We start from the raw sequence: 21,552 nt of genomic DNA on the forward strand, positions 1-21,552 counted from the left end.
CAAAGATGAGGTTGATACATGTCGAAAGCATCACGCAAATTTTCCAAGGGCTTCCTGAGCACGACCGCCATTGCCGGCGTTGCCGCTGCCCTGCTGGCCACCGGCGTTCCGGCACCGACCACCGGCGCCTTCGCCGACGCCGTGCGCGTTGAGGCGCCACAGGCACCGAGTTTCGCCGATGTCGTGGACGCCGTATCACCGGCCGTCGTGTCGGTTCGCGTCCAGGCCGAAGTCAAGCCCGTCTCCAATGACGGCGGTTTCAATTTCGATTTCAACGGCAGGGGGTTCGACGACCTTCCTGATGATCACCCGATGAAGCGGTTCTTCGATCAGTTCAACCGCGGTTTTGGCGACAGGCAGGGTCCTGACAGCGACCGTCGCGCCGAGCGTGACCGTCGCGATCCGGACCGGAAGAAGCGCCCCGGCCGGGTTCGTCCGGTAAGCCAGGGCTCGGGCTTCTTCATCTCCGAAGATGGCCTGCTGGTCACCAACAACCACGTGGTTGAAGACGGCTCCGCCTTCACCGTGATCATGGATGACGGCACCGAGCTTGATGCCAAGCTGATCGGCCGCGACAAGCGCACCGATCTGGCCGTGCTCAAGGTCGAGGAAGAGCGCAAGTTCACCTATGTCGATTTCGCCGATGACTCCAAGATCCGCGTTGGCGACTGGGTTGTGGCTGTGGGCAATCCCTTCGGTCTCGGCGGCACTGTGACTGCGGGCATCGTTTCCGCACGTGGCCGTGACATCGGCGCCGGCCCCTATGATGATTTCATCCAGGTGGATGCGGCCGTCAACCGCGGCAATTCCGGTGGCCCGACCTTCAATCTCAACGGTGAAGTGATCGGCATCAACACCGCGATCTTCTCGCCGTCGGGCGGCAATGTCGGCATTGCCTTTGCCATTCCCGCCACGACCGCGCGTGCGGTCATCAATGACCTGATCGCCGACGGATCTGTCGAGCGCGGCTGGCTTGGCGTGCAGATCCAGCCGGTGACAGCCGATATCGCCGAATCGCTTGGTCTCGCCACCGAGGAAGGCGCGCTTGTCACCGAACCGCAGCCGGATGCACCGGCCTCCAAGGCTGGCATTGCCGCCGGTGACGTGGTCACGGCTGTCAATGGCGACACGGTCAAGGGTCCGCGCGAGCTGGCCAAGATGATCGCTGCCATGGATCCGGGCAAGGCTGTGGACATCACGGTCTGGCGCGACGGCAAGAGCGAGACCATCAAGGTCGAGCTGGGTTCGCTTCCCACGGACATGGCCGCTGTTTCTCCCGAAGAGGATTCGGCACCGTCGATCCCGCAGGCTGAAGCCACGCTCGACAATTTCGGCCTGACAGTGGTTCCTGCCGAGACCGGCAACGGACTGGTCATCACCTCGGTGGCGCCTGACAGCGTTGCCGAAGAGCGCGGCCTGCGCGCCGGTGATGTGATCCTGGCCGTCAACAACAAGGACGTGACCAATGCATCCGACGTGGTGAGCATCATCGATGCCGCCGCCAAGGACGGCCGCAAGGCCGCCCTGTTCCAGGTGGAGAACGAGAACCGCTCGCGGTTTGTCGCCCTGCCGATCGACCAGGGCTGATCGAGGTCAACCCAGCATCCGGCGGCACGGCACAAGACGTGTGCCGGATGCAACAACGCGGTGGGCCGCCCCCTCTGGCCCGCCGCGTTTTTTTGTCCGTATTTCAATAGATTCCCTTTGGACGAAAAGCGCTCTAGGATCATTTCCATGAAGATTCTCATTATCGAAGACGATCTGGAAACCGCGGCCTATCTGTCGAAGGCATTCCGGGAGGCCGGAATCACCGTTGATCACGCCAGCGATGGCGATTCAGGATTTTTTCTCGCTTCTGAAAACAGCTATGACGCCCTCGTGGTCGATCGCATGCTGCCCAAGCGGGACGGGCTGTCGATCATCAGCGAGTTGCGCGGCAATGGCGATGATACCCCGGCGCTGATCCTTTCGGCCCTGGGCCAGGTGGATGACCGGGTGACCGGCCTGCGCGCCGGTGGCGACGACTATCTGACCAAGCCCTATGCATTCTCCGAACTGCTGGCGCGCATCGAGGTGCTTGGCCGACGCAAGGGCGGCCGCGACCAGGAAACCACCTACCGGGTCGGCGATCTCGAACTCGACCGGCTGAGCCACGAGGTCCGACGCGCCGGCCAGCTGATCCCGCTGCAGCCGCGCGAATACCGGCTGCTTGAATATCTGATGAAGAATGCCGGGCAGGTGGTGACCCGCACCATGCTGCTCGAACATGTCTGGGATTACCATTTCGATCCGCAGACCAATGTCATCGATGTCCACATCTCGCGGCTGCGCTCGAAGATCGAGAAGGATTTCGGCGAACCGCTGCTGCGCACCGTGCGCGGCGCCGGATACATGATGAAAGCCGGAGGCTAGGGACCATCATGAACCGGCTGCGCGCCATGTTGTCGACCACTGCGGTGCGGTTGTCGGCGCTGTATCTGGGGTTGTTCGCGCTATGCGCCATCGCGCTGGTGTTTTATGTCACCGCCATTTCCGAAGGCATGCAGCGGGACCGGACCCAGAACACCGTCGGCAACGAGTTGCGCATCGTCGCCGGCGCCTACAGGCGCGGCGGCGTCGCCGGGCTGGTCCGGGTCATCGAACGCCGCTCCCGCCAGCCGGGCGCCAATCTGTATGCCATCGCCACCCCCACCGGTGACCTGATCGCCGGCAATATCGAATCGCTGCAGCCCGGCGTGCTCGATGCCGAGGGCTGGAGCGCCGAGCCGTTTCGCTACCAGCGCATCGGCGAGACCGCCAATGAAAACCACCGGGCGCTGGCCCAGGTGGTGTTCTTGCCCAACGGCATGCGGCTGATGGTCGGCCGCGATATCGGCGAGCGCGAGCAGGTCCGGGGCCTGGTTCGGCAGGCGCTGGTGATGGCGCTGGCGATCATGTTTGTCGGCGCCCTGGCGATCTGGTTCTTTGTCGGACGCCGCGCGCTCAGGCGCATCGATCACATGTCCAATGCCAGCAAGAAGATCCTCGCCGGCGACCTGTCGCAGCGCCTGCCGGTCAATGGCTCCGGCGATGAATTCGACCGGCTGAGCCTGTCGCTCAACACCATGCTGGGCCGCATCGAGCGGCTTAATGAGGGGCTGAGGCAGGTTTCCGACAACATTGCCCATGATCTCAAGACGCCGCTGACCAGGATGCGCAACCGCGCCGAAGCGGCGCTGGCCAGCGATGGCGGGCCGGAGGCCCATCATGAAGCGCTCGAACAGATGATCGCCGACAGCGATCAACTGATCCGCACGTTCAATGCGCTGCTGATGATCAGTCGCGTCGAGGCGGGATCTTCGACGGCGCAGATGAGCCTGGTCGATCTGTCCGGGCTGGCCCAGGATGCGGCCGAGCTTTACGAGCCGGTTGCCGAGGAAGAAGGGGTGACGCTGACCGCCCGGATTGCGCCGGGCATCACCATCAATGGCAACCGCGAATTGCTGGCCCAGGCGCTGTCCAACCTGATCGACAATGCCATCAAATATGTCGGTGATGCACCGGCGCCGAAGATTGCGGTGACGCTGTCCCGCACAGGCGGCGAGGTTCTCCTGAGCGTGCGCGACAACGGCCCCGGCGTTCCCGCCGAGCGGCGCGAGGATGTCGTCAAGCGCTTCGTCAGGCTTGATGAAAGCCGTTCAAAACCCGGCACCGGGTTGGGATTGAGTCTTGTCCAGGCGGTGGCGGCGCTGCATGGTGGACGGCTCGTGCTGGATGACGAGACGCCAGAGGCCAAGGATTATCCCGGTCTCGCCGTCACCATGGCACTGCCGGGGGGACATGACCAAGACGCCAGCAACCGGACTGCTTTCCAGGCTTGAAAAAAGCCCGATCCGCGCGCCCTCGGCCAATGCGGTGAAATCGGTTCTGGCCGATCTCAAGCCGCTGGCAGCCGACCATCCGGAGATTGCGTCTGTCTTGTCCGGCGATAGCGCCGCCCGGGATTTCCTGCTCGCCGCGCTGGCCCTGTCGCCGTTTTTGCGCGAGACCGCACTGGCCGATCCGGATTCGCTGGAGCTGGCGCTGTCCAAGCCTGCCCCCTACGTGCTGGCCAGGACGCTCAACGCTGCGCGCAGCTGCTGGCGCGATGCCGATGGCAATCCTGCCAGCGAAGCCGCGCTGATGCGCGATCTGCGCCGGGCCAAGCGGCGGGTGGCGCTGGTGCTGGCGCTGCATGATCTGGCCCGGCTGGTCGACGCTCGGCACACCACGGCGGTTCTGAGCGATCTGGCGGACGCGGCGCTGGGCGCGGCCTTCGATCATCTGCTGCGGGCCGGTCACGAGGCCGGCAAGCTGATCCTGCCCGACCCGGATGATCCCTGCAGGAAATCCGGCCTGATCGTGCTCGGAATGGGCAAGCACGGCGCCCATGAGCTCAATTATTCCTCCGACATCGATATCGTCGTGTTCTTCGATCCCGAGGCCGGGGTGGTGCGTGACCGCGACGAGGTCACCGATGTGTTTGCCCGCATGGTGCGGCGGCTGGTGCGGATCATGCAGGAGCGGACCGGCGACGGCTATGTGTTCCGGACCGATCTGCGGCTGCGGCCGGATCCCGGATCGACGCCGCTGGCGTTTCCGCTGGAAGCGGCGATGAATTATTACGAAAGCCGCGGCCAGAACTGGGAACGGGCGGCCTTCATCAAGGCGCGCCCGGTGGCGGGCGACCTGCCGGCCGGCGAGGATTTCCTCAAGGGGCTGACGCCTTTCGTGTTTCGCAAATATCTCGATTTCGCCGCCATATCGGACATTCATTCGATCAAGCGGCAGATCCATGCGCATCGCGGTTTCGGCGACATCGCGGTCAAGGGCCACAATGTCAAGCTCGGCCGCGGCGGCATCCGCGAGATCGAGTTTTTCGTCCAGACCCAGCAATTGATTGCCGGCGGACGGATGCCGCGTCTGCGGCTCAGGCGCACCGACGAGATGCTGGTGGCGCTGGCCCGGGCCCGCTGGATCGACCCTGCCACCGCCCGGACGCTGGCGGAAAGCTACTGGTACCTGCGTGACGTCGAGCACCGCATCCAGATGGTCCGTGACGAGCAGAGCCATACCTTGCCCGAGAGCGAGGCCGAACTTGCCCGCATCGCCCTGATGATGGGCGAGGCCGACACCGAGGAGCTTCGGCAAGACCTATGTTGCCGTGCTGGCTCGGGTCGAGCAGTGCTATGCGGACCTGTTCGAGAAGGAGCAGGGTCTGTCAGGCGGTATCGGCAATCTGGTCTTCACCGGCGAGGATGATGATCCCGGCACGCTCAAGACCCTTGCCGAACTCGGCTTCGAGCGGCCGTCCGACATCTTGCGCACCATCCGCACCTGGCACTATGGCCGATACCGCGCCACCCAGTCGGTGGAGGCGCGCGAGAGGCTCACCGAACTCACGCCCGAGCTGCTGCGCGTCTTTGGCGCCACCAAACGCGCCGACGAGGCGCTGTTCCGGTTCGATGCCTTCATCTCCGGCCTGCCGGCGGGCATCCAGCTGTTTTCGCTGATCGGCAGCAATCCGGCGCTGCTGTCGCTGATGGTGACGATCATGGCGTCGGCGCCGCGGCTGGCCGAGATCATCGCCCGCAAGCCGCATGTGTTTGACGGCATGCTCGATCCGGGACTGATGGCGGAATTGCCGACCCGCGATTATCTGTCCGAGCGGCTGGTAGCCTTCCTCGAGGGCGCCAATGCCTATGAGGAGATCCTTGACCGGCTGCGGATCGTGGCGCTGGAGCAGAAATTCCTCATCGGCGTGCGGCTGCTCACCGGAGCGATCTCGCCCCAGCGCGCTGCGCGCAGTTTCTCGCACCTGGCCGATCTGATCATCAGCGCAGCGCTCGATGCCGTGCGCGACGGCATGGAGGAGGCGCATGGCAAGGTCGCCGGCGGCCGCGTGGCGGTGATCGGCATGGGCAAGCTCGGCAGCTACGAGCTCTCGGCCGGCTCCGATGTCGACATCATTCTGCTTTACGACCATGACCCGGATGCCGACGAGTCCGACGGTGCCCGGCCACTTGACCCGGTGCGCTATTATACCCGCATGACCCAGCGGCTGGTGGCGGCGCTGTCGGCGCCGACGGCCGAGGGCATTCTCTACGAGGTCGATCTCAGGCTCAGGCCGTCAGGCAACAAGGGGCCGGTGGCCACCTCGATCCGCGCGTTTTCCAAATACCAGGCCGAGGAGGCCTGGACCCGGGAGCACATGGCGCTGACCCGCGCCCGCACCGTCGCCGGAGAGGACAGCCTGCGCCGCGAAGCCCGGACGCTGATCGACGAGGTGCTGGCCAAGCCGCGCGATGAAACGAAGCTGCTGGCGGACCTGAAGGAAATGCGTGAACTGATCGAGCAGGAAAAGCCGCCGCGCGACATCTGGGACGTCAAGCTCATTCCGGGCGGTCTGATCGACATCGAATTCATCGCCCAGTATCTCTCGCTCCACGCCCGGGCGTCGGGGTGGCTGCCCGCGCCGGAGGATGACGGCGCCGCCGGGCTGATCAGCGTTGTGGAAACCCCGCAGATCTTTCCGGACTCCGATCACAGCGAATGCACCAGTACCGACGCCACGCTCAAGGCGCTCGGTCCCGATGCGCTCGGTGAGGAGGCGACGGAAGACTTGCGCCATGCGCTCGACATGTGGAGCGGGCATGCCCAGATCGTGCGGCTGTGCACCGAAGGCGGATTTGACCCCAAGAATGCGCCTGCCGGCCTCATCGACCTGGTCATCCGCACCGGCCAGGCGCCGGATCTCGCCAGTCTCGAGGCTGATTTCAAAGCAACGTCGAAGCGCATCCGTGCGCTGTTCAAGAAGGTGACGGGGTAGGGGCCCCGGCCAGCAACGCAACTGCCTGTGAGCAGACCCTTTGCCGGGCGACAATACAGCTTTGAAACAATAAGTCAGTTTCGATTGCGCCGCCCGACATGTTACGGAGCCTGTTCCACAATCAATGGGACAGCTTGAGGGCGCGAACAGGCGCTGATCTTCAATGAATTGTTAATGGCACGAATCAATACGGCAAATCTCGTATGTAGACGCGACGGCCGGCCTCGATCTAGACATGTACCACCATGGTTTCGAGCCCGTGCGCATGCCCCAATCATCAAAGGTCACGACAGCGGCTCGCACCCCCTCGGGTTATCGCGTGCCGATGGGAGACGGTATGAAGAAGAAAGTGGTCGTCGTAGACGACAACATGTTTGACATTTCCATGCTGCGCCGCGGATTGCGTGCTGCAGGCGCGGATGTCGATCTGATCGAGGTCAGCGACAGCGGTCAGGCCATCAATGTCATCGCCAGCGAGGTTCCCGCGCTGGCCATCGTCGATCTGAGCATGCCCGAGCCGGACGGTTTTGCGGTGCTGTCGGCGGTCCGTTCCGATGAGCGGATGAATGAGACACGGGTGATGATGCTGTCGGGGTCGACGTCGATGCCCGACCGCGAAAAGGCCGAAGATCTTGGAGTGAACTGGTATCGGGTCAAGCCCGATTCCCTTGACGGCTATCGCGATCTGGGCTCGGAGATCATGGAATTCGTTCACGACCGGGGCTTGGCGCCCGGTTGAGGCCAAACTGGCACCCAATGGGTCAGGCCTGTTGCGGCGGGACGTCCCATGCGGCGCCGGCCGCGCTGTCGAGCAGCACTGCGTCGATGGTCCAGCAGATTGTCGTGCCGGTGCCGAATTCCGGCTCTGCCATCCACACCCGTCCGCCGCGTGACATTGCCAGCCGCGCAACGGTTTCCAGCCCGAATCCCCGGTCGTCAGACGGCGGCGACTTCATCAGCTCGATCACATCATTCGGATTGGTAAAGCCCGGTCCATCATCCGACACCCGGATTTCCAGCATCCGCCTGGCCGTCTCCGGTGTCCTGAGCTCGATGAGGACCTTCGAGGATGCGTGCTTGAGCGCGTTGTCGAGAATGTTGCGCAACTCCACCTGGAGGGCGACGGATTCGACGACGATATGCGCGTCCGGATAAGTGACGTCGATCCGTGACAGCGGGTCAAGAATGGCGACCAGATCCGAGCAGAGATGCCCGAAATCAACCTGCGTCTTGGTGTCGGTCTCGCCCATGAAGGAGCGGGCGTGCTGCAGCACCTCGTCGAGCTTTTCAAGTGCTGTGTCTGACACCTGCTTGACCATGGTCAGCAGTTCGAGCTTGCCGTCGCCCATGTCGACGAAGCCGTCCTCGATCAGTTCCGTCACCAGCCGGATCTGTCGCAACGGCCCGCGCAGATCATGCGCGGCCAGGCCGGTGAACAGGCTGATTTCCTCGCTCAGCCGTTTTGATTCGACCACCGAGTTGAGCGCATGAAACTGGCGTTCCTTGTAGGAAGTGATGTTCTCGGCGATGCCGATGACGCCGACCACCACGTCGCGGTCGTCAAATACCGGCGACAGCGTGGTCAGCCACCAGATCTCGCCGGTCTCGAAATTGAGCAGTTCCTCGTATTTGTAGGGCGCTCGGCTGTCGACGCATTTGGCGTAATTGGCGGTGATCGTGGCGGCCAGGCGCGGCGGCAGCACATCACGGACCTTCTGTCCCTTGACCCGTGCGTTGCTCAGGCCGGTCACAGCCATGTGATGCGCGTTGAGCGCGCGGAAGGAGAATTCTCCGGCGGCGTCGACGTCAATCATGAAAACCGGGAAGCACAGCTGATCCATCATCAGTTCGAATTCGGCCCTGATGTCTGTCATGAATGGTTCAAATGCATAGGCTGTCTTCCATCGTTTTTCAGTCCTAGATCAGACACTTTCAGAGGCCGAAAAGCGAGGAATTTGATGGTTTGCGAATCGATTTTTTGTGGAGATCGCGAATATCACAGTAAACGAAACTATAAATTATAGTCCGAAAACTCCCAGTAGGCTGCCTGGTACGGTATGTGCTATCGCCGTAAGGCGCAATGCGCTGCGACAGGTCGATATACCTTGTCACGTCAAGTGCGGAGGGTTGCGATGCTGAGCATATTGCTGATTGATGACGATCCCTACCAGCACAAGATACTGTCCTGTTTTCTGCGCAAGAAATACGGTGCCGACGCCGGCTTCACATCGGCGCACGATCTGGACGAGGCCCTGGTCCATCTCGCCAGGCAATCCTTCGAGGTGATCCTGCTCGACAACAGGTTGCCGCCTTACACGGACTTTACCCAGACGATCGGTGACATCTCCCGGCTGAGCGCGGACAGCAGGATCTATCTGATTTCGGCCGACCGCGACACAGTCAGCCAGAAACTGTGCAAGTCGCACGGCATCGTCGACATGATCGACAAGTTCGAACTGCGCGATGCCATTGCCGAGGGGCTGCTCGAGTAGCTCAAGCCCTGCTGCCCTGCCGGCCCGGACACGCATTGCTCCTGTCCTGAAATAGAATCCTGTTCCGGCGAGAAAACCCGGAACATTTGCCGCTCCCATGCGTTCTGACCGACCCCCTCATGTGAATTGCGGCGGCGGTTTGTGTGCCGTGCCGGGCTGGGATCTGCTAGACCTGACACCACTTCCGCCATGCCTGCCACAGACGGCCACGACCAACAAACCACTGGATTGACCCCATGCGCCGCTTTGCCTGTCCCAACTGCTCCAACGAAGTGCATTTCCGCAACAGCGAATGCGTCAACTGCAATTCGCGCCTGGGCTATGTGCCGGCCTGGGACCAGATGTTCTTCGCCAAACCCGGAGACACGCAGTGGCATGACGGCGCCACGGTCTACAAGGCATGCGCCAACCGGCAGGAAATCTTCTGCAACTGGCTGGTCGAGGACGGGGTCGAGGACGAGCACTGCCTGAGCTGCCGCCACACGCTGGTGATCCCTGATCTGTCATCGCCGGAGAACCGCGATCATTGGGCCTCGCTGGAGGAAGCGAAGCGGCGGCTGTTCTACTCGATCCAGAAATTTGGTCTCGGTGTCGGCGATCTCGTCAATGCCGGGGACACGGCGCTGCGTTTCGAATTCAAGGCCGACACGCTGGCGCCCGACGGCAAGACCAAGCGGGTGCTGACCGGCCACGAGCACGGCCTGATCACCATCAATGTCGCCGAGGCCGACGATCCCACCCGCGAGAAATACCGCAAGGCGATGGGCGAGCCCTACCGCACCCTGATCGGGCATTTCCGTCATGAGGTCGGGCACTATTACTGGGATCACCTGGTCTGGAACACCGACAAGCTGGAGCCCTACCGGGCGATCTTCGGCGACGAGCGCGAGGATTATGGCGAAGCGCTCAAGCGGCACTATGAAAACGGCGCACCTGCAGGATGGGAAGCGACCCATGTCAGCTCCTATGCCTGCGCCCATTCCTGGGAGGATTTCGCCGAGAGCTGGGCGCATTACTTCCACATCGTCGACGGCCTGGAAACGGCCGGCTGGTATGGGCTCGACGGCCATACACCGGATGCCGGCCTCAACCGGACGCCGGGCGGCTGGTCGGATGCCGGACCCTATGGCGCGGCCGAATTTCGTCCGCTGATGGATGCCTGGGTGCCGCTGACGGTGGCGATGAACGCGATGAACCGCTCCATCGGCCTGGGGGATTTCTATCCCTTCGTTCTCTCGGACACGATCTTTGCCAAGCTCGAATTCATCCACGGCCTGATCCACGACCGCGCCTGAGCAGGCCTACTCGGCTGCGATCGCGTTTTCCGGACACTCGATCGGCACCCGAACGCTGACGATGGTGCCGACACCTTCGGCCGAGCGAACCTTCATGGCGCCGCCGTGCAATTCGGCGAGGCTGCGCGAGATGGCAAGTCCCAGGCCGGAGCCGCCGGTGGATTTGGAGAACTGGTTCTGCACCTGTTCGAAGGGCTGACCGATCCGGCCGAGGATAGCCTTGGGGATGCCGATGCCGGTATCCTCGATGGTCAGGGTCACGGCGCAGGAGGTCTTGCGCGCCCGCACCAGGATCCGGCCGCCGGGCTCGGTGAACTTGACGGCATTGGACAGCAGGTTGAGCAGGATCTGCTTCATGGCGCGGCGGTCGGCGGTGAGCGACAGGCGCGGCGAAATGCGGTGCTGCACCTCGATGCCCTTCTTTTCCGCCTGGATTGCCACCAGCCGCAGGGTTTCCTCGAGCAGCGGCGCCAGATCGACATCTTCCCGGTCGATCTGCATCTGTCCGGCCTCGATCTTGGCCATGTCCAGAATGTCGTTGATGACGGTCAGCAGATGGATGCCCGAATTGTGGATGTCGTCGGCATATTCGACATATTTGTCCGACCCCAGCGGCCCGAACATGCGCGCCTGCAGCACTTCCGAGAAGCCGATAATGGCGTTGAGCGGGGTTCTGAGCTCATGGCTCATATTGGCGAGGAATTCCGACTTGGCCCGGCTGGCGGCTTCCGCCCGCTCGGTCTCGATCTGGTAGTCGCTGTTGAGCGCTGACAGCTCGGCCGCCTTGCGCTTGAGTTCGGACTGGGAGGTGGTGAGATCGCCGATGGTGGCCATCAGCCGTTTCTCGCTGTCGCGCAGCCGCTCCTGGTTGCGCTTGAGCGGGGTGATGTCGGTTCCCACCGAAACCTGACCGCCGTCGCGGGTCTGGCGTTCATTGATCTGCAGCCAGCGTCCGTCGCCGAGCTGGACTTCATAGGTGTGCGCCAGTCCTTCGGCGCAGGGCACCGCCAGGCGGCGTTCGACCACCGGACGGGTTGCGGCCTCTTCGACCTTTGCCCGTGGCGTGCCGGGCTCGAGGATGCCGGCAGGCAGGCCGTGGATTTCCTGGTAATGCTTGTTCCACAGCACCAGCCGGTCGTCGCGGTCCCACAGCACGAAGGCTTCCGAGGTGCTCTCGATGGCGTCGAACAGGCGCTGATCGGCCTCGACGGTGCGCTGCTGCAGCCGGTGCTGCTCGGTGACGTCCATGGCGATGCCGATCAGGTGGGTCTGCGCGGAGGTCGGATCGACCACCTGGGCCCGTGCCCGCATCCACAAATAATGGCCGTCGGCATGGCGCATCCGGAACAGGTGATCGACCTGCTTGATGTCGCCACTGGCAACCTTCTGGGCGATTTCATAGAGATCGCCATCATCGGGATGAACAAGCTGCGAGGCTTCGCCGAAGGAAATCACGCTGTCGCGTGGCTTGAGCCCGAGGATCTCGTACATCGAGCGCGACCAGTAGAGCCGCCCGCGCGCCATGTCCCAGTCCCACAACCCGCAGCGTCCGCGCGACAGGGCCATGTCGACGCGCCGGTGGCTTTCCTGGTAGATGCCGTCGGCCTCGTTGGCGCGGCCGGCCTGGCTGAAATAGGCGTAGAGGATGACCAGCAGGATCGAGGATGTGGCAATGAACAGCGTGACATTGACCGAGACGGACTTGCGCCAGGCCTCATTGATGGTGGCGATCGGGTTGAGCGCCAGGATGGCGCCTGCCTCGTTCGGCAGCCGCGACATCGCCGCCAGATACTGCTCGCCATCCAGGTCGATCGTCTGCACGCCGGCACGCTCGCCAAACAGCCACAGCGGCGAGGATTCCGACATCAGCCGCGACGCCGGTGCCCCCACGAGGTGCTGTCCGCCGGAGGTGGCCGCAAACACGCGGTTCTTGTCGTTGAGAACGAGCAGATAGCGCCCGCCGGTGTCGGGCATCGGGTTGAGCACCCGGTTGAGGCGGGCTTCGGTGTCCCAGCGCAAGCCCTGCTTGATGGCTTCGGAATCCGCGGCCAGCGTGGCCTTGCCCGCCGCAAGCGACATCGCGGTCATCTGCTGCGCGGTGGCCAGTGACAGGTCGCGGCCTTCATTGATGTTCATGTAACGGGCGGCTGCGACGACCATCAGAAAGGCGACGATCAGCACGGGAATGAGGCGCTTGAAGAATGGTTCCGCGCCGATCAGGCGTTCATAGGCCGGCTGAGCAAAAAGCTTCGCGTGACCCGAAAGGCCGGTTTCGATTGCCCGTTTTGCCCCCGCCTTGCGAGCGTGATTCGACCCTTCGGCCGCAGAAGTATGCTGCGCGTCCGTCATAATGCTTGAAAACCCCGTTAGGATCCGGACTACCGCATCTCCGAATCTACCCTAATGAATCAAAGGTGATTCGCCTTGTCCAGTGCAAAAAAAGGGATTTGTTAAGGATTTGAATTTGCAACGTTTAATTCAAAATCGATTCCCGCTTTTGAAACCGGTTTCCAAACCTGCATCCCCAGGCCGCGCAAATCACCGAGCGACGGCCTCCAATGCCGCGCACCAGCCATGCCGATGATCCGGTCTGGTCTGGCGGCGCGGATCGGTGGCGCGGTGCATCAGCCGTCCAGCATCCGGTCGACAATGTCGCTGACGTCGGGTGACAGATTGGCCGCTTCGCGGATCGACACCAGCGCCAGCCGCGCCTGTTCCTGCCGTCCCGCTTCCAGCGAACGCCAGGACCGCATCGCCGTCAGCAGCCGGGCGGCCAATTGCGGATTGCGCTTGTCGATGTCGATCACCTCGCGCGCCAGCAGCCGATAACCGTCGCCTGAGGCGACGTTGAAGCCGGTCGGATTGCCCGCCGAAAATCCGCCGATGAGCGAGCGCACCCGATTGGGATTGCTGCGGTCGAAGTCCGGGCTGTCGAGCAGCTCCTCGACCCGCCGCCAGGTGGTTTTGCCCGGCATCATCGCCTGGATCGCATACCATTTGTCGAGCGCCAGCGGATCGCCGGAAAACCGGGTCCGGAACGCAGTCAGCGCGTCAGCTGTCTCGGCTGCTGCCGGAAAGCTCTGGGTCAGCACCTGCAGCGCTTGCGACAGCACGGTCATGTTGTCGGCAGCGTCGAATGCCGCCATGGCGCGGCCCGGACCGCCATCGGCAATGGCCGCATAGGCCAGTGCCGCGCCGGCAAGGGCGCGTTTTCCTGCGTCTTCCGCACTCGGACTGTAGGCGCCTTCGGGCGCCGCACCGGCCAGCCGTGCAAACACATCGGCGCCGAAGCGGGCGACTTCCGACAGCACGGCGTTGCGCGCGGCATGGATCGAGTCGGGGTCGATATTGGAGCCGATCTCGCGGGCGATGTCGCTTTCCGCCGGCAGGGCCAGCGCCTGGGCGCGGAAGGCCGGCTCCAGGCTTTCGTCAGACGCGGTGGCCACCAGGATTTCGGCGAGCTTCTGTGCCGAGGGCAGGTTGCGGCCGTCGCGGCACAGTTTCGACGCTTCCACCAGATACCGCGTGGCCTGCTCATTCAGCGCCTGCCAGCGCGCCACGCCGTCGCTGTCATGCCGGGCAATATGGGCAAGATCGGCAGCACTTTGTTCCATGGCAATGGTGACCGGTGCCGAGAAACCGCGATTGATCGAGAGCACCGGGCGCTCCGGCACGCCGGTGAAGGTGAAACTTTGCTTGCGGCGGGTGAGGTGGAAGACGCCGTTTTCGGCGTCGTTCCCGGAGGGCTGACCGGCGAATTCGCTGCCGTCGGGCAGGATCAGGCCATAGGCCAGCGGTATGTGCATCAGCGCCTTGCGCGGCTGACCGGGTGTGGCCGCCAGCGACTGTTCCAGCGTCACCTTGAAGGTGTGTCCGGCCTCGTTCCAGTCGGTCGATACCGAGACCGACGGGGTGCCCGCCTGGCTGTACCACAGCGCGAACTGCCTGAGATCGCGGCCGCTGGCTTCGGCGAAGCATGCGAGGAAGTCCTCGATCGTGGCGGCGTCGCCGTCATGGCGTTCGAAATAGAGATCCATGCCCTTGCGGAAATCCTCCGCGCCCAGGATGGTGCGGATCATGCGCACCACCTCGGAGCCTTTTTCATACACCGTTGCAGTGTAGAAGTTGTTGATTTCACGATAGGTTTCGGGGCGAACCGGATGCGCCAGCGGGCCTGCATCCTCGGGAAACTGATGCGCTTTCAACAGCCGGATCTCGGCGATGCGCTTGACCGGGGCCGAGCGCTGGTCGGCGGAAAATGTGTGGTCGCGATAGACTGTGAGGCCTTCCTTCAAGCAGAGCTGGAACCAGTCGCGGCAGGTGATGCGGTTGCCTGTCCAGTTGTGGAAATATTCATGCGCGATGATGGCCTCGATATTGGCATAGTCGGCATCCGTCGCCGTCTCGGGATCGGCCAGCACATATTTGTCGTTGAAGACATTGAGCCCCTTGTTCTCCATGGCGCCCATGTTGAAATCCGACACCGCGACGATCTGGAAGATGTCGAGATCATATTCCAGCCCGTAGACCTCCTCGTCCCATTTCATCGAGCGCTTGAGCGCATCCATGGCATAGCCTGCGCGGTTTTCCTTGCCGTGTTCGACATAGATCTTCAGCGCCACCTCGCGGCCGCTCATGGTGGTGAAGCTGTCCTCGATCAGGCCGAGATCGCCGCCCACCAGCGCGAACAGATAGGACGGTTTCGGGTGGGGATCGAACCAGGTGGCGCAATGCCGGCCTTCGTCAAGGCTGCCGCTGCTCACGAGATTGCCATTTGACAGCAGGTATCTGGTTTCGCTTTTGCGGGCGATGATGGTGACGCTGTAGACGGCCAACACATCCGGGCGATCATAGAAATAGGTGATGCGGCGAAAGCCCTGCGCCTCGCACTGGGTGCAATAGACGCCATTGGTCCGGTAGAGCCCCATCAGCTGGGTATTGGTCTGCGGCGAAATCACGGTGGTCACGGTGATCTCGAAGGGGACACTGGCCGGCAATTCGCGGATGGTCAGTGTGTCGGGCGTGGCCGTGTAAAGCGCCGGATCGATGTCACGGCCGTCAAGCTGCAGGCCCTCGAGCGACAGCTCATCGCCATCAAACACCAGTTCCGCATCCGCCGCCACGCCGTCGCGGCGCTGCAGGCTGATCCGGGAGACGACCCTGGTCTGCGTCGGGTCTAGCTCGAAGGTGAGGTCGATGCGCTCGACCACGAAATCCGTCGGCCTGTAATCCTTGAGCTTGAAAACCTGTCCCGTTTCAGTCCGCATGGTGTCTGTGTCCCGCAATTTCACAATCAAGGGCAGGAGGCTATCACAACTGGTCCTGACATGGGGTTAAGACCGGCGGGGCTGCCCGGGCGCAGCCGTCCGCGACCATGGGCGCGGACTCGACAAATGCGGCATCCGCGATAACTATGCGGGCAAGAGTCGCATGGGCGGCGAAACCACCAATCCGTCACCGGGAACTGCCATGAACATCGCGACACCGAAATTTGGCGTGGGCGCGTCCGCCTTGCGCAAGGAGGATCCCAAGCTGATCCGCGGCGAGGGGGCCTTTACCGACGATATCCGCGCCGAGGGCGAATTGCGCGGTTTCGTGCTGCGCTCGCCCTATGCCGCCGCACGGTTCACGATCAACGACCTGGAGACCGCGCGCGCCAGTGACGGCGTCCATCTGGTGCTGACTGCGCCAGATGTCGCCCATCTCGGTCCGGTGATCTGCCAGACGCCGCTGAAACAGCCCGACGGGACCCGGCATGCACTCAAGCACACGCCGCTCCTGTGTGACGGCGAGGTGCGCCATGTCGGCGATGCGGTGGCCTTCATCGTCGCCGAAACGCTGGTCCAGGCCCAGGATGCGGCGGAACTTATCGATATCGACTGGCAGATGGGCGAGGCCCATGCCGAGCTTGCCACGGCTCTCGAAGAGGGCCGCCCGCTGGTCTGGCCCGATCTCGGCACAAACCAGGCCTTTCTGTACCAGGTCGGCAATGCCGAGGCGACGGACGCGGCCTTTGCCGCAGCCGAGCATGTGACCACCATCAGTTTCATCAACAACCGGCTGGTGTCCAACTACATGGAAACCCGCGCCTGCCTGGCCGAGTGGGACGCAGCTGAAGCCAGGTTCACGCTGACGCTGGGATCGCAGGGCGTTCACGGCATCCGCCGCACCCTTGCCCGGGATGTCTTCGGCATGGATGTCGAGGCGTTTCGGGTGATCACCCGCGATGTCGGCGGCGGGTTCGGCACCAAGTCGTTCAACTATCGCGAATATCCGCTGTCGCTGGAAGCCGCGCGCCAGCTCGGCCGACCGGTCAAATGGGTGGCCGACCGCACCGAGCATTTCCTTGCCGACGCCCATGGCCGCGACCATCAGGTGACCGCCTCGCTGGCCATGGACAAGGATGGCCGGATCACCGGGTTGCGCGCCGATCTGCTTGCCAATATGGGCGGCTATCTGAGCCAGTTCGGCCCCTTCGTCCCGACATTCGGCGGCTCGATGGCCACCGGCGTCTATGACATTGCCAATCTCGATTTCAGATTGCGCGGTGTGTACACCCATACCACGCCGGTCGACGCCTATCGCGGCGCCGGGCGTCCCGAAGCAGCATTTCTGATCGAGCGGCTGATCGATGCCGCAGCGCGCGAGCTGGACATGCCCGCCGCCGAACTCCGCCGCCGCAATTTTATCCGCCCGGAGCAGTTTCCCTATGCCACCCAAGGCGGCCGCATCTATGATGTCGGCGAGTTTGACGGCCATATGACCCGCGCCCTGGAAAAGGCCGATGCGGACCAGTTCGACGACCGGGCGGAACAGGCAAGGTCCCGCGGCAAGCTGCGCGGTCTGGGCGTTGCGGTCTATATCGAGGCCTGCGCATTTGCAGGCTCCGAACCGGCCAGGCTGACGCTGGACGCCGATGGCGGCATCACGCTCTATATCGGCACCCAGACCAACGGCCAGGGCCATGCCACGGCCTACAGCCAGTTCATCGCCGATGTGATCGGCATCGATTTCGACAGGATCACCGTGCGTCAGGGCGATACCGATGAGCTGGCCAATGGCGGCGGCACCGGCGGGTCGCGCTCGATCCCGCTCGGCGGCGTTTCGGTGTCGGCGGCGTCCGAGGTTCTGGCCGACAAGATGAAGAAGCTTGCCGCCGATGAGCTGGAAGCGTCACCGTCGGACATCGAGCTGGTCGACGGGGCCGCGCGCATTGTCGGCACCGACCGGGTGATGAGCTATGCCGATCTGGCCCGTGCCGCCAGCACCGAGGAGGACCGCACCGGGCTGGCCGACGTGGTGCAGGACGAGGCGACCTATCCCAACGGCACCCATGTCTGCGAGCTGGAAATCGATCCGGATACCGGCCGGGTGGAGATCGTCCGTTACACGATCGTCGATGATTTCGGCATGACGGTCAATCCGGTGCTGCTGCTTGGACAGATCCATGGCGGCGTCGTTCAGGGCATCGGCCAGTGTCTGAGTGAAGGCGTGGTCTATTCCGAGGACGGCCAATTGCTCACCGCGAGCTTCATGGATTACGCCATGCCGCGCGCCGACGGCATGCCGTTCTTCGATTTCGAAACCCGCAACGTGCCCTCCACCACCAATGCTATGGGCATCAAGGGGGCAGGCGAGGCGGCAACGATCGGCTCATGCCCTGCGGTGATGAACGCGCTTGTCGATGCGCTTGACCGCGTCCGCGGCGTGCGCCACATCGAAATGCCGGCAACCCCGCAACGGATCTGGGAGGCCTTGAACGGATGATCCGCCACGCGTGGTCCATCAGCGCAACGCGGGTGGTTCATCAGGTTTTTGATCGGACGGATGGTCGTCGATCGGGTTATGGTCCGACGCGCCGGCAAACGCCGCCGAAACACACGCCAAACATGATCTGCGGGCCTTGCCGTTCCACTGATCAGTCATGAAAGAGGTCATGTGACCGAAAGCCCACACCCTGTCACCACGCCGGCCGGACAGCAGCCATCGGCTGTATCGCCGACCGGTTCGCCGATGGTCGGGATCGCGCTCAAGGTCGCCTCGGTGACGGTGTTCGTCACCATGTCGACGCTGATCAAGGCCTCGGGAGAAGGCATCCCCGCAGGCCAGATCGTGTTCTTCCGCTCGGCCTTTGCCATGGTGCCGATCCTCATCTTCCTGGCGCTGCGCGGCCAGCTCGTGACCGCCTGGGGCACCGCGAATCCGATGTCGCATTTCGGTCGGGGACTGGTCGGCGTCACCGCCATGTCGCTCGGGTTTTACGGCATCATGCGCCTGCCCTTGCCCGACGCGATCGCCATCGGCTACGCCATGCCGCTGTTGACGGTGGTGTTCGCCGCCCTGTTTCTGGGGGAAAAGGTCAGGATCTTCCGCTGGTCTGCGGTGGCCGTCGGTCTCGGCGGCGTGCTGATCATCACCTGGCCGCGGCTGAGCCTGTTCGGCGACAGTTTCGGCTCCAGTGAAGCACAAGGGGCGCTGGCGGTGCTCGCATCCGCGACACTGGGCGCCACGGCGATGATCCTGGTGCGCAAGCTGGTGCTGACCGAGCGGACGCCCACCATCGTGCTCTATTTCTCGCTGACGGCCACGCTGCTGTCGCTGGCCTCGCTGCCCTTCGGCTGGGTTGTCCCGGACTGGCAGTCGCTGGCGCTGATGACGCTGGCGGGATTTTGCGGCGGGCTCGGGCAGATCCTGCTGACCCAGAGCTACCGGCATGCCGAGGTCTCGACCATCGCGCCCTTCGAGTACAGCTCGATCGTGCTGGGTATCCTGATCGGCTATTTCATCTTCGGCGATGTGCCGACCTGGACCATGCTGACCGGGACGACAATCGTCGTCGGCGCCGGGATCTTCGTCATCCTGCGCGAGCATTCCCTCGGCCTCGAACGCAAGGCCCAGCGCAAGCTGGTGACGCCGCAGGGCTGACCGGTTTTCGCACGAATGGGCCGTTTTCCGCCCGTATTTCCCCGGTTCCGATGGCACTTGATCACGATCAAGGCAGGCCGCACCGCATTCATGTCTGATGATCGGGCTGTCATGCTGTTCTCGGCGCAGTCGGGCGCCGGACCGGAATCCGGCGGAAATTGAGGAGACCCCGTCATGTTCAAGCACATCATGGTTCCCGTGGATCTTGATCACGCCGACCAACTCGACAAGGCGCTCGCCGCCGCAGCCGATCTCGCCCGGCTTTACAGTGCCTCCGTGACCGTCGCGGGTGTGGCCAGTTCGGCGCCGGGCAAGAGTGCCCACAACCCGGCCGAATACCAGGTCCGGCTGCAGGATTTCGCCCAGGCCCAGACTGAAAAACACGGCGTGACCTTCATGCCGCTTGCCGTGACATCGCATGATCCGGCTGTCGATCTCGACATCAGACTCAAGCAGGCGGCCGAAGAGACCGGCACCGATCTGGTGGTAATGGCCTCGCATGTGCCAAGCTTCCGAGACCATTTCTTCGGGTCCAATGCCGGCTACCTCGCCACCCATATGCGCATCTCGGTCTTCGTCGTGCGTTGACGCCGTCAGACCACCGGATGGTCCTGCCTGCTCAGGCCTGGGTCTCCGGTGCATCGGCGTCGGCGTCTTCCGTTTCGCTTGCTTCGCCATAGGTGGGATCGGAGCGCGGATCGAGTTCGGCGCTCTGCGGCGTCAGGTCGGGCATCGCCGCCATCGGCAGGAAGTCGGACCGCATTTCCTCCGGCGGCTGCTCACGGCGGCTGATGCGCCAGGCGGCGTGGCCGGAATAGGCGGCAAAACAGATGGCGATCACCACAAACAGGGCGTGCGGTCCGAACCAGTCCATCGCCGCACCGGTGATCAGCGGCCCGATCATGGTGGCCACGCCATAAGTGATCATCAGCCCGCTGGAGACTTCAACGAACTCGTCGGGTTCGGCATGGTCATTGGCATGCGCGACATTGAGCGAATAGATCGGCAGCAGCACGGTTCCCAGAAACAGCATGCCGGCAAAGAAGATGATCCGGTTGTCCACCCCGAAGGTCACGGTGATCGCGCAGGCGAGAATGCCGATGAGACCGGCAAAGATCATCACCCTGCGGCGGTCCATCCGGTCGGAAATGCGGCCCAGCGGATACTGGAAGATCGCGCCGCCGACCATGGCGATCGCCAGCATGGTGGCGCCCTCGGCCGTCGAGAGCCCCAGCTTGGTGGCATAGACCGGTCCGAGCCCGCCCCAGGCGCTGGCGATCAGGCCCGCAAGCAGGGTGCCGATGACGGCTGCCGGAGACCGCCGGTAGAGCGCGGGCACATCGAATTTGACCTGGGTCAGCGGCTGCGGCGACTGCGCGCTGGAAAGCAGCGTCGGCATCACCGCCATCGAGCAGATCAGGGTGCACAGCATGAACAGCGTAGGGCCGCTCGGATCGCCGAAGGGAACGATATATTGCCCGACCATCACCGCCGACATGCTGACCATCATGTAGACCGAGAACAGCGCGCCGCGGTTTTCATTGCTGACCTTCTCGTTGAGCCAGCTTTCGATGATCATGTAGGCGCCGGCGATCGAGAAACCGGCCATGGCGCGCGTCAGCACCCAGACGGTGGGATGCACCACCAGCGTATGCAGCAGGTAGGACATGGCCATGATGGTGGTCAGCGCGCCGAACACCCGCACATGGCCGACCTTGAGCACGAGCCTTGGGGTGATGATGCAGCTCACGGTAAAGGCGATGGCGTAGCCGGTCGCAATCAGGGAAATCGCGAAGGTCGACCAGCCCTCGGCCACCGCCCTGACCGGGATCAGATAGCCCGACAGACCCATGGCGGTGAGCAGAAAAAAGGTTGATAGCAGCAGCGACGCCACCGATCGAACGGACTGGATCATGGCGGCTTTCCTGTCAACGGAGCGCAACCCGGCTGCCCCGGTTGCTGTCCGGATCAGTCAGGCGCGGTTGTAATTGCG

13 protein-coding genes and 1 pseudogene are annotated in these 21,552 nt (G+C 63.3%); 10 read left to right on the top strand and 4 right to left on the bottom strand.

Features of this window, described 5'->3' with window-relative positions; all coding sequences use genetic code 11:
• The first annotated feature begins 18 nt into the window (after positions 1–18).
• The 5 genes and pseudogenes from OEG82_RS10545 (at position 19) to OEG82_RS10565 (ending at position 7,586) form a co-directional block, all read left to right on the top strand.
• Positions 19–1,587: a Do family serine endopeptidase gene (locus OEG82_RS10545; protein WP_267612411.1), complete on the top strand. Its 1,569-nt coding sequence runs from the start codon at positions 19–21 to the stop codon at positions 1,585–1,587.
• A 147-nt stretch (positions 1,588–1,734) separates the two neighbouring features.
• The gene (locus OEG82_RS10550; protein ID WP_267612412.1) at positions 1,735–2,412 is read left to right on the top strand and encodes a response regulator transcription factor; all 678 of its coding nucleotides are present in this window, start codon (positions 1,735–1,737) and stop codon (positions 2,410–2,412) included.
• An 8-nt stretch (positions 2,413–2,420) separates the two neighbouring features.
• A complete protein-coding gene (locus OEG82_RS10555) occupies positions 2,421–3,860 on the top strand; it encodes a sensor histidine kinase (RefSeq protein ID WP_267612413.1) in 1,440 nt (479 codons plus the stop codon).
• Positions 3,820–6,847, top strand: a pseudogene (locus OEG82_RS10560) (bifunctional [glutamine synthetase] adenylyltransferase/[glutamine synthetase]-adenylyl-L-tyrosine phosphorylase). Before OEG82_RS10555 ends, OEG82_RS10560 begins: the two are co-directional and overlap by 41 nt.
• A gap of 337 nt (positions 6,848–7,184) precedes the next feature.
• Positions 7,185–7,586, top strand: a complete 402-nt coding sequence (locus tag OEG82_RS10565; RefSeq protein WP_267612414.1) for a response regulator — start codon at positions 7,185–7,187, stop codon at positions 7,584–7,586.
• Positions 7,587–7,608: 22 nt separating this feature from the next.
• Here OEG82_RS10565 and OEG82_RS10570 read toward each other — a convergent pair whose 3' ends face one another.
• A complete protein-coding gene (locus OEG82_RS10570) occupies positions 7,609–8,721 on the bottom strand; it encodes a PAS domain-containing sensor histidine kinase (protein ID WP_267612415.1) in 1,113 nt (370 codons plus the stop codon).
• A gap of 258 nt (positions 8,722–8,979) precedes the next feature.
• Here OEG82_RS10570 and OEG82_RS10575 point away from each other — a divergent pair, with 258 nt between their 5' ends.
• Both OEG82_RS10575 and OEG82_RS10580 read left to right on the top strand, forming a co-directional pair.
• A complete protein-coding gene (locus OEG82_RS10575) occupies positions 8,980–9,339 on the top strand; it encodes a response regulator (RefSeq protein WP_267612416.1) in 360 nt (119 codons plus the stop codon).
• 236 nt (positions 9,340–9,575) lie between these two features.
• On the top strand, positions 9,576–10,634 hold the full coding sequence (locus OEG82_RS10580) for a zinc-binding metallopeptidase family protein (protein WP_267612417.1): 1,059 nt from the start codon (positions 9,576–9,578) through the stop codon (positions 10,632–10,634).
• A 6-nt stretch (positions 10,635–10,640) separates the two neighbouring features.
• Here the strand turns inward: OEG82_RS10580 and OEG82_RS10585 are convergent, their stop codons facing one another.
• A complete protein-coding gene (locus OEG82_RS10585; RefSeq protein ID WP_267612418.1) occupies positions 10,641–12,983 on the bottom strand; it encodes a PAS domain-containing sensor histidine kinase in 2,343 nt (780 codons plus the stop codon).
• Positions 12,984–13,258: 275 nt separating this feature from the next.
• Positions 13,259–15,901, bottom strand: a complete 2,643-nt coding sequence (gene pepN, locus OEG82_RS10590; RefSeq protein WP_267612419.1) for an aminopeptidase N — start codon at positions 15,899–15,901, stop codon at positions 13,259–13,261.
• Positions 15,902–16,103: 202 nt separating this feature from the next.
• Here pepN and OEG82_RS10595 point away from each other — a divergent pair, with 202 nt between their 5' ends.
• From OEG82_RS10595 to OEG82_RS10605, 3 genes are all read left to right on the top strand, one after another.
• Complete coding sequence (locus tag OEG82_RS10595; RefSeq protein ID WP_267612420.1) at positions 16,104–18,401, top strand: xanthine dehydrogenase family protein molybdopterin-binding subunit; 2,298 nt, start codon at positions 16,104–16,106, stop codon at positions 18,399–18,401.
• A gap of 246 nt (positions 18,402–18,647) precedes the next feature.
• Entirely contained in the window at positions 18,648–19,559 is a 912-nt protein-coding gene (locus tag OEG82_RS10600) for a DMT family transporter (protein WP_267614922.1), read from the top strand.
• 174 nt (positions 19,560–19,733) lie between these two features.
• Positions 19,734–20,147 (top strand): universal stress protein, encoded by a 414-nt coding sequence (locus tag OEG82_RS10605; RefSeq protein ID WP_267612421.1) that lies wholly within the window; start codon positions 19,734–19,736, stop codon positions 20,145–20,147.
• Positions 20,148–20,178: 31 nt separating this feature from the next.
• Here OEG82_RS10605 and OEG82_RS10610 read toward each other — a convergent pair whose 3' ends face one another.
• Positions 20,179–21,474, bottom strand: a complete 1,296-nt coding sequence (locus OEG82_RS10610; protein ID WP_267612422.1) for an MFS transporter — start codon at positions 21,472–21,474, stop codon at positions 20,179–20,181.
• Positions 21,475–21,552: the final 78 nt, after the last annotated feature.

Origin of the sequence: Hoeflea ulvae, from assembly GCF_026619435.1 — a bacterium.
Lineage (GTDB): Bacteria > Pseudomonadota > Alphaproteobacteria > Rhizobiales > Rhizobiaceae > Hoeflea > Hoeflea ulvae.

Bases quoted from the DNA above. Each gene is read 5' to 3' on its own strand.
- OEG82_RS10545 (WP_267612411.1), top strand. From the start codon at position 19: ATGTCGAAAGCATCACGCAAATTTTCCAAGGGCTTCCTGAGCACGACC.
- OEG82_RS10550 (WP_267612412.1), top strand. From the start codon at position 1,735: ATGAAGATTCTCATTATCGAAGACGATCTGGAAACCGCGGCCTATCTG.
- OEG82_RS10555 (WP_267612413.1), top strand. From the start codon at position 2,421: ATGAACCGGCTGCGCGCCATGTTGTCGACCACTGCGGTGCGGTTGTCG.
- OEG82_RS10565 (WP_267612414.1), top strand. From the start codon at position 7,185: ATGAAGAAGAAAGTGGTCGTCGTAGACGACAACATGTTTGACATTTCC.
- OEG82_RS10570 (WP_267612415.1), bottom strand. From the start codon at position 8,721: ATGACAGACATCAGGGCCGAATTCGAACTGATGATGGATCAGCTGTGC.
- OEG82_RS10575 (WP_267612416.1), top strand. From the start codon at position 8,980: ATGCTGAGCATATTGCTGATTGATGACGATCCCTACCAGCACAAGATA.
- OEG82_RS10580 (WP_267612417.1), top strand. From the start codon at position 9,576: ATGCGCCGCTTTGCCTGTCCCAACTGCTCCAACGAAGTGCATTTCCGC.
- OEG82_RS10585 (WP_267612418.1), bottom strand. From the start codon at position 12,983: ATGACGGACGCGCAGCATACTTCTGCGGCCGAAGGGTCGAATCACGCT.
- pepN (WP_267612419.1), bottom strand. From the start codon at position 15,901: ATGCGGACTGAAACGGGACAGGTTTTCAAGCTCAAGGATTACAGGCCG.
- OEG82_RS10595 (WP_267612420.1), top strand. From the start codon at position 16,104: ATGAACATCGCGACACCGAAATTTGGCGTGGGCGCGTCCGCCTTGCGC.
- OEG82_RS10600 (WP_267614922.1), top strand. From the start codon at position 18,648: ATGGTCGGGATCGCGCTCAAGGTCGCCTCGGTGACGGTGTTCGTCACC.
- OEG82_RS10605 (WP_267612421.1), top strand. From the start codon at position 19,734: ATGTTCAAGCACATCATGGTTCCCGTGGATCTTGATCACGCCGACCAA.
- OEG82_RS10610 (WP_267612422.1), bottom strand. From the start codon at position 21,474: ATGATCCAGTCCGTTCGATCGGTGGCGTCGCTGCTGCTATCAACCTTT.